Annotated in this window: 12 protein-coding genes; 6 read left to right on the top strand and 6 right to left on the bottom strand. The window is 43.0% G+C overall.

The window, feature by feature from the left end; translation table 11 throughout:
- Positions 1-3 precede the first annotated feature (3 nt).
- Positions 4-960 (top strand): response regulator, encoded by a 957-nt coding sequence (locus I3252_RS06400; protein ID WP_045445938.1) that lies wholly within the window; start codon positions 4-6, stop codon positions 958-960.
- Between the two features lie 199 nt (positions 961-1159).
- Positions 1160-2101, top strand: a complete 942-nt coding sequence (locus I3252_RS06405) for a D-2-hydroxyacid dehydrogenase (RefSeq protein WP_238034597.1) — start codon at positions 1160-1162, stop codon at positions 2099-2101.
- Positions 2102-2135: 34 nt separating this feature from the next.
- Here the strand turns inward: I3252_RS06405 and I3252_RS06410 are convergent, their stop codons facing one another.
- Positions 2136-3761 (bottom strand): NAD(P)/FAD-dependent oxidoreductase, encoded by a 1626-nt coding sequence (locus tag I3252_RS06410; RefSeq protein WP_238034598.1) that lies wholly within the window; start codon positions 3759-3761, stop codon positions 2136-2138.
- A gap of 54 nt (positions 3762-3815) precedes the next feature.
- The gene (locus I3252_RS06415; protein ID WP_238034599.1) at positions 3816-4529 is read right to left on the bottom strand and encodes an RluA family pseudouridine synthase; all 714 of its coding nucleotides are present in this window, start codon (positions 4527-4529) and stop codon (positions 3816-3818) included.
- A gap of 369 nt (positions 4530-4898) precedes the next feature.
- Here I3252_RS06415 and trxA point away from each other — a divergent pair, with 369 nt between their 5' ends.
- The 3 genes from trxA (at position 4899) to I3252_RS06430 (ending at position 7838) form a co-directional block, all read left to right on the top strand.
- A complete protein-coding gene (gene trxA / locus I3252_RS06420; RefSeq protein WP_060491956.1) occupies positions 4899-5225 on the top strand; it encodes a thioredoxin in 327 nt (108 codons plus the stop codon).
- 526 nt (positions 5226-5751) lie between these two features.
- A complete protein-coding gene (rho, locus tag I3252_RS06425; protein WP_055125334.1) occupies positions 5752-7020 on the top strand; it encodes a transcription termination factor Rho in 1269 nt (422 codons plus the stop codon).
- Positions 7021-7598: 578 nt separating this feature from the next.
- Positions 7599-7838, top strand: a complete 240-nt coding sequence (locus I3252_RS06430; protein ID WP_055125335.1) for a hypothetical protein — start codon at positions 7599-7601, stop codon at positions 7836-7838.
- A 187-nt stretch (positions 7839-8025) separates the two neighbouring features.
- On the opposite strand, the gene I3252_RS06435 is transcribed toward I3252_RS06430, so the two are convergent.
- Positions 8026-8916 carry a neutral zinc metallopeptidase gene (locus tag I3252_RS06435; protein ID WP_201502829.1) on the bottom strand — a complete coding sequence of 297 codons (891 nt, stop codon included), beginning with the start codon at positions 8914-8916 and terminating at the stop codon, positions 8026-8028.
- A 520-nt stretch (positions 8917-9436) separates the two neighbouring features.
- On the opposite strand from I3252_RS06435, the gene I3252_RS06440 reads away from it, so the two are divergent.
- Positions 9437-9793, top strand: a complete 357-nt coding sequence (locus I3252_RS06440; protein WP_238034600.1) for a hypothetical protein — start codon at positions 9437-9439, stop codon at positions 9791-9793.
- 233 nt (positions 9794-10026) lie between these two features.
- On the opposite strand, the gene I3252_RS06445 is transcribed toward I3252_RS06440, so the two are convergent.
- The 3 genes from I3252_RS06445 to pheS form a co-directional block, all read right to left on the bottom strand.
- Positions 10027-10326: an integration host factor subunit alpha gene (locus I3252_RS06445; RefSeq protein WP_045445928.1), complete on the bottom strand. Its 300-nt coding sequence runs from the start codon at positions 10324-10326 to the stop codon at positions 10027-10029.
- A gap of 247 nt (positions 10327-10573) precedes the next feature.
- Positions 10574-12988: a phenylalanine--tRNA ligase subunit beta gene (gene pheT, locus I3252_RS06450; protein WP_238034601.1), complete on the bottom strand. Its 2415-nt coding sequence runs from the start codon at positions 12986-12988 to the stop codon at positions 10574-10576.
- A 71-nt stretch (positions 12989-13059) separates the two neighbouring features.
- The gene (gene pheS, locus I3252_RS06455) at positions 13060-14115 is read right to left on the bottom strand and encodes a phenylalanine--tRNA ligase subunit alpha (protein ID WP_238034602.1); all 1056 of its coding nucleotides are present in this window, start codon (positions 14113-14115) and stop codon (positions 13060-13062) included.
- Positions 14116-14404 lie beyond the last annotated feature (289 nt).

Below are 14404 nucleotides of genomic sequence, written 5' to 3' on the forward strand. Positions count from 1 at the left end.
ATCATGAATGAATTAGAAAATGACTTAACCACAGTTGAAACCAGCGCTGAGTCAAAGCCGAAGTTGGCATTTATCGACGATGAACAACGCATTTTACGGTCTATGAAACTGCTGTTTCGTAAGACCCATGACGTCTTTATCACCACCGACCCGACTGAGTATATTGACTATATCAAGAACAACCATGTACACGTGGCGGTCAGTGACCAGCGGATGCCTGAGCGAGTCGGTGTGGATATCTTACGCGAAGTAAAAGATGTCTCACCGTCTACCATGCGTATTTTATTGACGGGCTATGCCGATTTAAACGCCATTATTGGCTCTATTAACGATGGTGAGATTTATCGTTATTTGACTAAGCCTTGTAAATCTGAAGAGCTGATCACCGTGGTCGGACGCGCTACCGAAATCGCCTTGACCTATAATCCAGACGAAGATGCCGACCAATTCGACAGTTCAGGTAATAAGCAAACGCTGCTAGTAATCGATGAAACCAATGAGTTGATTGAGCAAATACGTAAGCAATTTTCTCACAGTTATAAAGTACTGCATGCTGAGAGTCTAGAAGAAGCGTACGATTATTTGGCGAATGAAGATATCGGTGTTTGTATCACCGATATCAATGTCAGCGGTGAGAATATCGCGCCGATTATCTTTACCTTAAAACAAGATGCGCCGCATTTGGTGGTTTTGGTACAGACTGAATTTCAAGACGCTGGCTTGCTGATTGATTTGATTAATAAAGGTCAGGTTTATCGCTGCTTGCCGAAACCGATGCGCGCCAGTCTGCTTGAGATTAGCGTCAACCGTGCGTTTCAGCATCATGCGAAGCTGAAAGCCAGCCCTGATTTGGTCAAACGCTATGAAGTCGAGCATGACCCTGAAAACGATGTGCGTATTGATTTAAGCAGTCGCGTACGTAGCCTTATTGGCAAATTGCGTAAACGTTTCTCTTTATAAGTGCATAAAACCAAATAAGCACAAAAGACTACTGTCTCAATAAACAAAACCTCTATTTCAATATTGAAGTAGAGGTTTTTTGCTTTGTACTTTTTTGATGGATTTTTTGACGTGCTTTTTGACTAAAATCACCAACGTGCTACATTAAGTCTATAACTATTAAAAGCATTTTAAAATAACTATTTAATAAGGAATAACCATGCGCGCGGTTTTTTTAGATAAAGGCACTTTTTCTGATGGCATCGACTTACCAGCCCCAGCAGGCATCAGCGACTACCTCACTTATGATGATACCCCAAAAGATGCTGCTGTTATCGTAGAGCGCTGCAAAGACGCCGACATCATTATCACCAATAAAGTGCAAATCAGCGCTGAAGTGATAAGCAAATTGCCCAAGCTCAAGCTTATTCAACTGACCGCTACTGGTATGAACAACGTCGATCAAGACGCTTGTGTTGAGCACCATGTGGCGCTTTACAATGTCGCAGGTTATGCAGTCAAAAGTGTGCCCGAACATACCTTTATGCTCATGCTCAACGCCATGCGCGCGGGTATTTATTATCATCAAAAAGTCGCTGATGGCACATGGCAAGCAAACGGTAATTTTTGCCTACTGGATATTCCGCTGATAGATTTGGAAGATAAAACGCTAGGTATTATTGGGGTCGGTACCATCGGCAAACGCGTGACCGATATTGCGCGCGCTTTTGGAATGACAGTATTGTGGGCGGAGCAGCAAGGACGCGCACCGCGCAATGACGACTATACCGCGTTTGACGACGTACTGGCACAGTCTGATGTACTGAGCTTGCATTGCCCATTAAACGAGAAAACTCAGCACCTGATTAATGCAGATACTTTAGCAAAAATGGTCAAACAGCCGCTCATCGTCAATGTCGCTCGTGGTGGCATCGTGGATAGCCAAGCGCTGACTGATGCCATTAACAATGAGCAAATCATCGGCTACGCCAGCGACGTTTTTGAGCAAGAGCCAATCACCGCTGACGACCCTTTATTGACCATTGCCAAGCATCCGCGCGTTATATTTAGCCCGCATAATGCGTGGGGCAGCAAAAGTGCGCAAGAAACCTTGTGGCAGATCTTAAGCAAACAAGTTACTGATTTTATTAATAGCCATTAAAAAACATTTAGCAAATGACTGTAACCAAGCGACCTTAACGACTAAAACGTAACCAATCATCTTTTATTTTGCGATGTTTGAGCATGATGCGGTCGCTTAGGTAGTTGTTTGTCACCCGCCAAGGATATATGTCACCTTGCTTGGGTAGCTCGTGTTGAGCGCGCTTGACATATCCTGAGGATAGCGCGCCCATCACGGTATCTGTCTGCGTAAGCGCTTTGGCATCTTTAGTATGCGCTTGTGGCAATACCACTTGATAGCGATGCTGATGCATATAACCCAGCAGCCGCATTACATACTGACACGCCAAATCGATTTTTAGCGTCCATGAGGCGTTGGTATAGCCAAATAGCGCCACCATATTTGGTATATCTTCAATCATGACCGCTTTATAAGTCATGCGCGAACCAATATCTATCGCCTGCCCGTCAATATATACTTTGGCACCGCCGAGCATTTGTAGCTTTAGTCCTGTCGCTGTGACGATGATATCAGCATCGAGAGAGTTACCCGATTCGAGCATGATGCCCTTCTTGGTAAAATGGCTGATTTGATCGGTGACGACGCTGGCGCGTGTACCATGCAATGCTTTGAATAAATCACTGTCTGGCACCGCACATATCCGCTGATCCCAAGGATTATAGTCCGGTACAAAATGCGCCACATCGATACCGCTACCTTTTAGCTCTGTTTTGACACCGCGTTTTAATAACGCTTTCATAAGCTTGGGTGCCAATATAGCCGCTCGATAAGTACCTTGCTGAATCAATACATTACGAGTACGCAGCAGCGTATAAGCTTGCTCTTTTGACAACGGTGAAAATTTGCCTGCTAGCCAATCAAGCGTATAATCATCGCCCGGTACGCTTGCCACATACGTGGGAGAACGCTGTAGCATAGTGACGTGACGCGCGCATTGCCCACCTTTTTCATCCACCAAAGCTGGCAACAATGTCATCGCTGTGGCACCGCTACCGATAATGACTACCTTCTTATCGTCATAATCCACATTTTGCCAATGCTGCGGATGAATGATTTCACCTTGAAAATCTGCTTCTTTATTAAAAGAGGGACGATAACCTTGTTCATAATCATAGTAACCCGTAGCGCCAACGACGAACTTTGCCGTTATCTTAAACACCTCACCGCTAGCATGATTTTTTACCATCGCCGTCCATTGTTGATGGCTACTTGACCACGATAGCTGCTTTACCTCGTGTTGATAGCGAATATGTTCGCTGATACCACACTCACGCGCCGTATCAGCAATATAGCTTTTAATATCACCGCCTTTTGCCAAAATCCTGTGATTTAGCCATGGTCTGAAACTGTAGCCAAACGTCAAGGCATCAGAGTCAGAGCGGATGCCAGGATAGGTGAATAAATCCCATGTACCACCCAAATCTGCTCGTTTTTCTAACACCAAAAATCGCTGTGCACTTTTCTGCTGTTGCTTTGATGATTTGCGTTTCTGCTTATCTGGATTTTTATGACCAAACAGTCCTTTGTGTTTTTGCTGCTGCAATCGGCACGCCATACTAATACCAGCAATTCCTGCACCGATAATCAGTACTTCATAATCCACTGGTGTGTCTGAGAGTGCCGATTTAGCTTTGAAGCGTTTCTTAACTGCCTGTTTGGCTGCCGTCATATCAAGCATAATACGTTCCTTGTTTTTGCATGATGGGTTTAAAAAAATTTGACATAAATTCATTTAAAAAGGGCTTGGGCTTTCCCAATCCATCCACGCACCAAGCGTAGGATGCTTGAGACGCAATTGCTGAGCATGGAGATTAAGCCTTGGCGCAATCGCTAAAGCCGTACCTTCTGCATAAATAGGATCGCCAATCATCACATGACCCACATGCACCATATGGACGCGCAGCTGATGACTACGACCGGTGACAGGCTTTAGCATTACGCGCGTGACTGTCTGACCGTTGCATTGCTCATGGCTGATGACTTCATATAAAGTTAAGGCATGCTTTGACCAGCTAGGATCGACGATATGGCGCGGTTTCGTCTCCGGCTCATAGCGCACTGGTACGGATATTTCACCAGTTGCGCCGGCACGCTCCCACTCTCCAAAGACGCGTGCCTGATATTTTTTTTGTGGCAGCCGTTCAATGAATTGCTTACTAATATGGGTTTGCGCTTCGACATTCTTGGCAAAAATGAGCAGCCCTGAGGTATCCATATCTAGACGATGAATCAGCTTGACTGCGGGATTGGCACGCTCAAGTCTTGCCAGCAAACTGACCTTGAGCGTTTTGCCATTGACACTCAACAGACCTACAGGCTTATCAACCACCCAAATATCATCATCTTCGTAGACAGTAATCTGTTGCGCAAATGCTTGAAAAAACTCAAGCGGATAGGCGTTTTCTTGAGCATTGAGGGCGTTGACTTCTTCAGCAGTAAAAGGCATAAAAATAGGCACTTATATAAATGGGCTTGAATGATTAATGAGCTTGCATATGAAAGCGGTCTTAAGTGGTAGATATTAGAGTATAGATATAGTGTTATAAACCGCTTATTTTTGAGCAAAAAACACAGACAGGATTATCAAGTGACAGATAACACCATGCCTGTGTCGTTATGTGTCGATTTATTGTGCTAATCGTAATTGTTAAACAATTTAACCAGCGTGTATCTGTTAACCCTGAACAAACATGTTAATATAATGGCACATTTTAACCACTTCTAAACGCTTCTTTGGTCACTCATCATTCTATTATGCAACAAATATATTAGTTGATGGATGGCGATAGAAATAATAAAACAAGAGAGATAAATTATGTCAGACCTTATTTTACATACTACCGATGCCGACTTTGACAAAGACGTATTGCAATCAGATGTGCCAGTATTGGTAGACTTCTGGGCAGCATGGTGTGGTCCTTGTAAAGCAATCGCCCCTATTTTAGAAGATCTAGCCACTGAGTACCAAGGCAAAGTTAAAATCGTCAAAGTTGATGTGGATAGCAACCCACAAGCGGCCAGCCGTTTTGGTATCCGTAATATCCCAACACTATTTGTCTTTAAAGATGGCGAAAAAGTTGACTCAGTGATGGGTCTACAGCCAAAAGCTGAATTGGCAAAAGTGTTAGACAAGCATCTCTAAGTCGAGACTTGCTCGTTTTGCATAAGCATTCTAAAGAGACAGCAACACCGCCGAAAAAGTCATTATCTAACGTAGATAGTGGCTTTTTTGCTTGTTTTTTATGCAAAAAACTCAATTAGACGACTTTTTTGGCAAAATTTATTGACAATACTATTGTGAAGACCGTATAGTCTGCTGACAACAGAAAACTAACGGTTTTCCTAACTGTCTTATCGCTATTCTCCTCGTGTTTATCAACAAAAACACAATCGTCGTTATAAACACCATTGCTGAACGAAATGACTAAACACAATTACTGATATTGAGTTTTTGACGCAGACTCTTATGTAGACTTCTTTATCCTTATTTCTTATTACCTTGCATAAACGATTGCAATTCGTATATAAGCTGACACGTAATATCCAAACTACATAAATCCAGCTCTGTGCACACACCCTCTATCACCATACTATCGTTGTTTTAATCACTGTCGTGACTTGTGCTGCTAATGGCATCTCTCATCTGATCAATTGCTAATGACCTATCTATGAATCTTACTGAATTAAAGAAAAAATCAATCGCTGAGCTATTGGCTATCGCCAAAGAAATGGGTCTTGATAATATGGCGCGTAGCCGTAAACAAGACATCATCTTTGCTATCCTAAAAACCCATGCGCGGAACGGTGAAGCCATTTATGGTGACGGCGTACTTGAGGTTCTTCCGGATGGTTTTGGCTTTTTACGCTCATCAGAAGGCTCATACTTAGCCGGTCCTGATGACATTTATGTCAGCCCTAGCCAAATTCGCCGCTTTAGTCTGAAGACGGGTGATAGTATCGCTGGTACGATTCGTCCACCAAAAGATTCTGAACGTTATTTTGCGTTATTGAAAGTTGGTGAAATCAACTTTGATACGCCAGATCGCTCACGTCATAAGCTTATCTTTGAAAACCTGACACCCCTATTCCCAACTGAGCATTTGAAACTCGAGCTTGGTAACGGCACTACTGAGGATCTGACGGGTCGTATTATCGATCTAATCGCGCCGATTGGTAAAGGTCAGCGTTCTATCATTGTTGCACCGCCAAAAGCGGGTAAAACGATGCTGCTACAGACCATTGCTCAGTCGATTACTCGTAATAACCCTGAATGCTATCTCATCGTCCTATTGATTGACGAGCGTCCAGAAGAAGTCACCGAAATGGTACGTACGGTACGCGGTGAAGTAGTTGCCTCTACCTTTGACGAGCCGCCACAGCGTCATGTACAAGTCGCTGAAATGGTTATCGAAAAAGCCAAACGTTTGGTCGAGCACAAACAAGACGTGGTTATTTTACTGGATTCGATTACTCGTTTGGCACGTGCTTATAACACGGTTATTCCGTCGTCAGGTAAAGTGTTGACCGGTGGTCTAGACGCCAATGCATTAGAGCGCCCAAAACGCTTCTTCGGTGCTGCTCGTAATGTTGAAGAAGGTGGTAGTTTGACCATTATTGCCAGTGCGCTTATCGATACGGGTAGTAAAATGGACAGCGTTATCTTTGAAGAGTTCAAAGGTACTGGTAACCAAGAGATTACGCTTGAGCGCGATCTGGCTGAAAAACGTGTCTTCCCTGCGATTAATATCAAAAAATCTGGTACACGCCGTGAAGAGCGTCTGCTTGATGAAGATAAACTGCGCAAAGTTTGGATTTTACGTAAGCTGCTTCAGCCGATGGATGGCGTACAAGCTACTGAGTTCTTACTGGACCGCTTGAAAGAAGCGAAAACCAATGACGAATTCTTTGAGCAGATGAAACGTAAATCACAGAACTAATGATAGATTCGTGCTTCTTTGCCAGACTCAATAGATAAGCAACTTAAGTAGAAAAGACCGCATTCGTGCGGTCTTTTCGTTTTGTATTCATTTTTTATATATTCAGGCATGTCCTGAATTTAAAAATGGCAATAAAATGAGAACAGACCTTAATACCTCACTATTAAACGCCAAAAGTACTATTTTAAAAACAGTTAGCTTACTATCAATATAAATACAATAACCCTAAGCAAAACCCCTACCAACGATACAGTGGAGAAACATCCTTTACAGGCTATTTGCAAAGCTTAGCGCTTTTACTACGCCTAGAAATTATTATATGGGTTAATATAGGAGCCAGTATAGATATACTCTGCTATCACGTGTTGATAGCAGTATAATTTTCGAGATATTTAACATCCTTGATGTAATCCTTACTAATGCAGACCTTTGTATGTCTTGCGGTAGCACAATAGATTATTCTAAGATACTTGCCCAAATATTTTAATACAACCTACTATCGGTATTAAAGTTAGTGGTAATAAAAATATCGTATTTTGATTTTGATAAACTAACTTGATAACCTAACAGGTGATACTATGAAATTTGCTAAAACTATCGCAATGACTGCTCTTACTAGCTCTGCCCTTATCATGGGTGGCTGTGCAACTAACGGATACAATAGTGGCTTGAGCAATACCGCTAAAGGTGCTGCTGCCGGCGCTGCTGCTGGTGCACTTATTAGAAGTGGCGGCGATAGCAAAGACATCGCTCGTGGCGCACTTGGTGGTGCTGCAGTAGGTGGCGCTGGTGCTTACATTCTTAATAACAGCAGATAATCGCTAAATGATTATTTGGTGCTATCAAGACCGTTTTTAAGCATTTCAACTGTGTGTATTTTAAATCTATTGAATATGTCTAAGACGCTCTAAAATACAAAAAGCCTGCAATCGATATTGCAGGCTTTTTGTTGGATCGCCTTTTTTAGGCGATAGTTACTACGCTAAAATATCATAGCGATACTGACTATAATGCCCCGCTAAAAGTATCACAAGACTGCACGTTGCCACTTTCCAAACCACGAGTGAACCACTGAACACGCTGCTGACTGGTGCCATGAGTGAAATTATCAGGTACGACTGCTCCACCGCTAGCGCGCGCTAAACGATCATCACCGATTTGACCAGCGGCATTGATGGCCTCATCGATATCACCTGCCTCCAAAAACTGTACACGCTCTTGGTTACGTTGTGCCCAAACCCCAGCAAAACAATCAGCCTGCAGTTCTTGTAGTACTGATAGCTTATTGGCTTGTGCACGAGTGACTTGACGGCTGGCTTCATTAACTTGCTGACTGATGCCTAACAAAGTCTGTACGTGGTGACCAACTTCATGCGCAATAACATAAGCTTGCGCAAAATCGCCCGCTTTACCTTGATTATCTTGGTCGCCAGAGCCTTGCTTATCACCCGTTATACCGAGATTTTGGCGCATTTCTACAAAGAAAGATTTGTCTAGATAGACAGTCTGATCGCCTGGGCAATAAAATGGGCCCGTCGCGGAGCTAGCACTGCCGCAGGCTGAGCTAACTTGACCATTGAAGAGAATCAATGATGGCTCCTGATAGGTGCTGCCTGCTTCTTTGAATATTTGATGCCAAACTTCTTCAGTATCAGCCAAGACTACTTTGACAAACTGCGTATCTCGATCGTTACTTGTCGCAGGTTCGGTAGCGGCACTGTTATTGCCAGCGCCTGCTACTACTTGACCCGTCTGTAAAGCGGTCATTGGGTTTACCCCAAATACCAGCCATAAAATGCCAGCAATAATAATTCCACCGATACCACCGCCTATCATTTTGCCGCCACCACTACTGGTGCGCACATTGGAACTGCCGCGTCTACCTTGCCATTTCATTGTTTCATTCCTCAAATATACGATATATATATTGCTACTCGTATTGATGATTTTTTATATAGTGTAATTTTGACTCAATTCTTTATTTTTTTGATCAAATCCGATTTCTGATACGTAAGTAGTGCCAAAGTATTTTTGATAAATTCTACTTTACTGGGCTCTTGATATCGCACTAATCAAGACATTTAATGACTATTAAACTCCTAATAGATACAATAGATGCTTAAAAACATAGTAGAAATCAAGACATCGAATAAGTCATCAGAATAGGGTGATGTCATTGATTATACGTCTATTAATTTGGCTCGTTGTATTAAAAATTATAACGAATAAGTGATGTAAAACACTATTTACAATTTTATTGTTACTTAATTGTACAGCCTATTTCTATTTATATAGAAATCCTATAGAATGCGTGAAAGCTGAGTAGCTGTAACTAAGACTAGTTGAATTCTGAGAAATCTCAGCTTTCAACCTTTTTTGCTGCTACTGATCATTTCATTTTCCCGGAGAAAACCTTATGAACTTAAAATTACTTGCTCTAGCTGGTATCATGACTGCAACTATGGGCCTTACTGCCTGTGACAGCAACAAAGAAAACGCTGCTGAAGATTTATCTGACGCACAAGAAGAAGTGCAAAATGCATCAGAAGAGCTAAACGAAGCTGCTGCTGAAGGCGAAGTAACTGCTGATGCTGACGCTGCTGTTGCTGAAGCTGAAGCTGACATCGCTGATGCTCAAGTTGCTACTGCTACTGACGAAATCGATGCTGAAGTACCTGTAGACGGTACTACTACTAGCGTTGACGTAGCTAGCGAAACTCCAGCTGTAGACGCAGCTGACGAAGTTGTAGTTATTGAAGAACCAGCTCAGTAATTTTATCGTTTATATGATAGAAATACCGTAGTAAAAAAAAGAGAGCCTAAGCTCTCTTTTTTTATGCGTGTCATTTGCAATCGTTCATGGTTATTCATAGCTAAATATGATATTTAATGGCGCTTTCAAGTGTAGATCAACCATCTCACATTAATAATAAAGCGTAACTTTAAAGACCATCATGAAGTCATGATATATTTATATGTTCAGTTTTATACTATTGACAGTTACTGCTACTCGTCAAATAGACGCTCATCAACTTGTTGACGGAATTTTTGCCCTGTCTTGAAAGTCACCACACGGCGTGCTGATACGGCGACTGGCTCTCCTGTCTTAGGGTTGCGACCTGGACGGCTATTTTTATCTTTAAGCTCGAAGTTGCCAAAGCCTGAAAGCTTGACCTCTTTGCCATCAATTAAACTCTCTGACAATTCATCAAAGAAATTCTCTACCAAACAGCGGCCTTCTTGGCGTGTTAGGTCAAGATGACTCATCAAATGTTCAATCATGTCAGATTTGGTTAAGGTGCTCACAGTACGACTCCTATGCTATGTCGTGATGTCAAATATCATGGTTTAGCGGTATGAGGGTTAATGCTAGCTATTATAAAGGTTTTCTAACCTCTTTTTAACAAAGACTGCTTTAAAATCCTTTATTAATAACCACTTAACTATTTTTATGAATAAAAATTTTATAAAATCATAATTCTTATAAATAGCAATGCCCTATAGCCTCTTTAAGAGTGAGGCTACAGAGCATGTCTATGATAAGAGTTATATGTTAGCTGTCACGCAACTTTGCAGCATGTTGCTTCGTTAGCGCCTGTACCACTTTGTCAGTCGCGGTTTTGATGGCGTCATCAGATAGCGTTTGTGCATTGTCTTGCCATATTAGCGCAAAAGCTAATGAGCGCTGACCAGCTGGCACGTTGTCGCCTTGATACACATCAAACAACCACAGATCAGCCAATAGCTCACCAGCTGCCGCGCGTATCGTCGACTCTAATGTCTGTAAGCTGATCTCACTGTCTACTAAAATGGCAATATCACGGCGTACTTGTGGAAATTTGCTTGGGGTGGTGATGGTATGCTGCTCACGGGCAAGGGTCAGTAATGGAGCAAGTGATAATTGAGCAACCCACGTAGCTGGCAAATCTAACTGCTTAGCCGTGTTAGGATGCAATTGACCCAACCAACCGACATATTCATCATCAATATAGAGCTTAGCGCTTTGACCTGGATGCAAGAAAGCAAGCTCACTGCGCTCATAGCGAATACGGGCGCTATCCATTTGTGCAGGTAATAACTGCTCAATATCATGCTTAAGATCATAAAAGTCTAACGCACGGTTTTGATACGCTTGCTCGTCCCAGACATCGCCAACTGCTACTAACGCAATACTTGGTGTCTGCACCAACTCACTAATACTTTGACCAACAAAGCTAAGCCCTGTTTCAAAGAAACGCACGCGCGGCTGTTGACGATTGAGATTGTACTGCACGCAAGGTAATAAGCTTGATAGCAAAGTACGGCGCATCACGGCTAAGTCACTAGAGATAGGATTGGCCAGTGCCAACACTTCTCCTAAGGCTTTATCATCAAGCAAGGCTTCTATTTTTGCGTCACTAAAGCTAAAGCTAATGGCTTCCATATAGCCATTATCGACTAGTGCCAGCTTCATCTCGTGAGTCAAGTCTGCGGTATCGTCATAATCCATGCTGACTTGCAAATGCGGCAACACACTTGGAATATTGTCATAGCCATAGATACGCGCAATTTCTTCAATGAGGTCTTCTTTGATACTCATGTCAAAGCGATACGATGGCGGCGTGCAAATCAGACTATCGGCTTGCTGCGCTACCTCAAAGCCCAATTGGGTTAAGATACGAACCATCACTGCTGGCTCAATCTCAATACCGATGACATCACGAACTTTAGCAATTGGTAAAGTAATCGGTGCGCGAGCTGGTAAATGCTCACTGCTTTCTGCTTTTACTATTTGTCCGGCTTGCCCATCAGTCACGCTTGTAATCAAATCAACAGCGCGTGCCAGTGCTAGCTCTGGTAACTCAAAGTCTACCCCACGCTCAAAACGTTGTGAGGCATCGGTATGTAAGCCAAAACGACGTGCGCGCGCGGCAATAGCTAGCTGACTAAAGAAAGCGCTTTCTACAACAATATTGGTTGTGCTATCAGTCACACTACTACGCTGACCGCCCATAATACCAGCAAGTGCAAGTGCGCCTTTATCATCAGCAATGAGCAATTCATCACCGGTTAAGGTAATGGTTTGCTCATTCAACAAAGTAATCGTTTCTTCAGGCTGTGCCAAACGCACCACGATATCACCAACGATGGTATCAGCATCAAACGCATGTAGCGGTTGACCCAATTCCATCAATACATAGTTGGTCACATCAACCAAAAAGTTGTGTGAACGTAGTCCTGATTGAACCAGCGCATCTTGCATCCATTTTGGGGTGTCGATGCTACGATCAATATTGCTGATTGATTGTAGTAAATAGCGTGGGCACGCTTCAATTGCACTGACCGTTACCGCTGGCGTAGCAGTACCAGCAGCGTTATCAGTAGCTGCTACGTTGGCAGGAATATCAGGCAGCTGCATTGGCAAATCATTGATAACTGATATTTCGCGTGCAATACCGCGTACACTAAAGCAGTCACCACGGTTTGGGGTGATAGAGATATCTAGTATCTGATTGTCTAAACCTAAATACTCACGAATATCCATACCAATCGGTGCATCTGCTGGCAATTCAAGCAAACCATCGATGCTATCGGTTAAATCAATTTCAGAGGCACCGCACAGCATACCGTTAGAGTCGACACCACGTAGGTTACCGTTTTTAATTTCAAAACCTGCACCATTATCAGAAGGCAAAATGGCACCAACGGTAGCAACAGGTGCTTTCATACCAACGGTGACATTGGGCGCACCGCAAACGATTTGTAACGGTTCAGCTGCACCAATATTAACCTGTGTGACGCGCAGTTTATCGGCATCTGGATGCTGCTCGACGCTGATGACTTCACCGACGACCACACCACTAAAGGCACGGGCAACCGCAAAGCGATCATCAATCTCTAGCCCTGCCATAGTGAGTTGTTCAGCCAATTGCTCACTAGTATTGTTGGGGTTTACCCATTGACGTAGCCACTGTTCGCTAATTTTCATAAATATCTCAGATCAGAATTTTATAATAAAGGTTTTGGAGTAAAGGTAGAGGTATTATTAAATAATAAAATCTAGCCAAACTGCTTTAAAAAGCGTACGTCATTTTGGAAAAATAAACGCAAATCATCGATGCCGTAATATAACATCGCGAATCGCTCAATCCCCATCCCAAAAGCAAAGCCAGTATATTTTTCAGCATCGATACCGCAGTTGGTCAGCACTTGTGGGTGTACCATACCGCAGCCCATAACCTCAAGCCATTTACCATTGTCATCGAGAATATCCACTTCAGCTGACGGCTCGGTAAAGGGGAAAAATGACGGGCGGAAACGTACAGTCAGCTCTTTGGCAAAAAATGCTTCTAAAAACTCGCTAATCAAGCCTTTTAGCTCGGCAAAGGTGCTTGACTCAGTGACCATTAAACCTTCTAGCTGATGGAACATTGGCGAATGCGTTTGATCCGAGTCATTGCGATAAACGCGACCTGGGCAAATAATGCGAATAGGCGGTTCATTCTTTTCCATGGTGCGAATCTGCACCGGGCTGGTATGCGTACGCAGTAGATAATGCGCATCAAAATAGAAGGTATCGTGCATCGCGCGTGCTGGATGATGCGACGGAATATTAAGCGCCTCAAAGTTATAATAGTCGCTTTCGACTTCAGGACCAGTAGCAACGTTAAAACCTGCTTGTATAAAATATTGCTGCATACGCTGGGTAATCATGGTCACTGGATGCAAATGACCTTTTTGACCACCGCGAGCAGGCAAGGTGATATCAATACTTTCGCTTGCAAGCTTAGCATTTAATGCAGCCACTTCTAGCTGCTGCTGCTGCTCTGTCAACGCATCTTGAATACGGCTACGGACTTGGTGTAACCAGCCGCCGTAGGTCTTTTTATCGTCGCTGCTGAGTTTACCCATCTGCTTTGACCAGCCAGTTAATTGGCTCTTTTTACCGGTCAATTGCACACGCAAATCTTGCAACGCACGCACATCGTTTACTTGTAGAACCAAGGCTTCAGCGGCACTGGCCAACTCATTTAGCTGAGCTTCATTAAGCTCGCTTAACTCTGTGGACAAGGTCGGTAGCGCCGACAAATCGGTGGTAGCAGCAGGGGTAGTCATAAGATGCATTCTTCCTGATTTAAACGGACTATTAATAATAGTGATTGGTAATTGTAGGGATTTGACCAAATATTGCAAACCATTTACCCAGTCATTCAAAAATAATACCAGTGATATGAATGGCTTGAATATTTAGACGATAATAAAAGCTATCTCAAAAAAGCATATTTAGCGTTGGTGCTAAAACAAGGCTGTGACATGAAGTATTAAGATAATGTGATATAAAAAAAGCCACCGACCAGCGGTAGCTTTTATTAATATCATACTATTAATCAATATTATCCCTGTC

It is taken from the genome of Psychrobacter sp. Ps4, from assembly GCF_022129285.1.
Classification (GTDB): domain Bacteria; phylum Pseudomonadota; class Gammaproteobacteria; order Pseudomonadales; family Moraxellaceae; genus Psychrobacter; species Psychrobacter immobilis_A.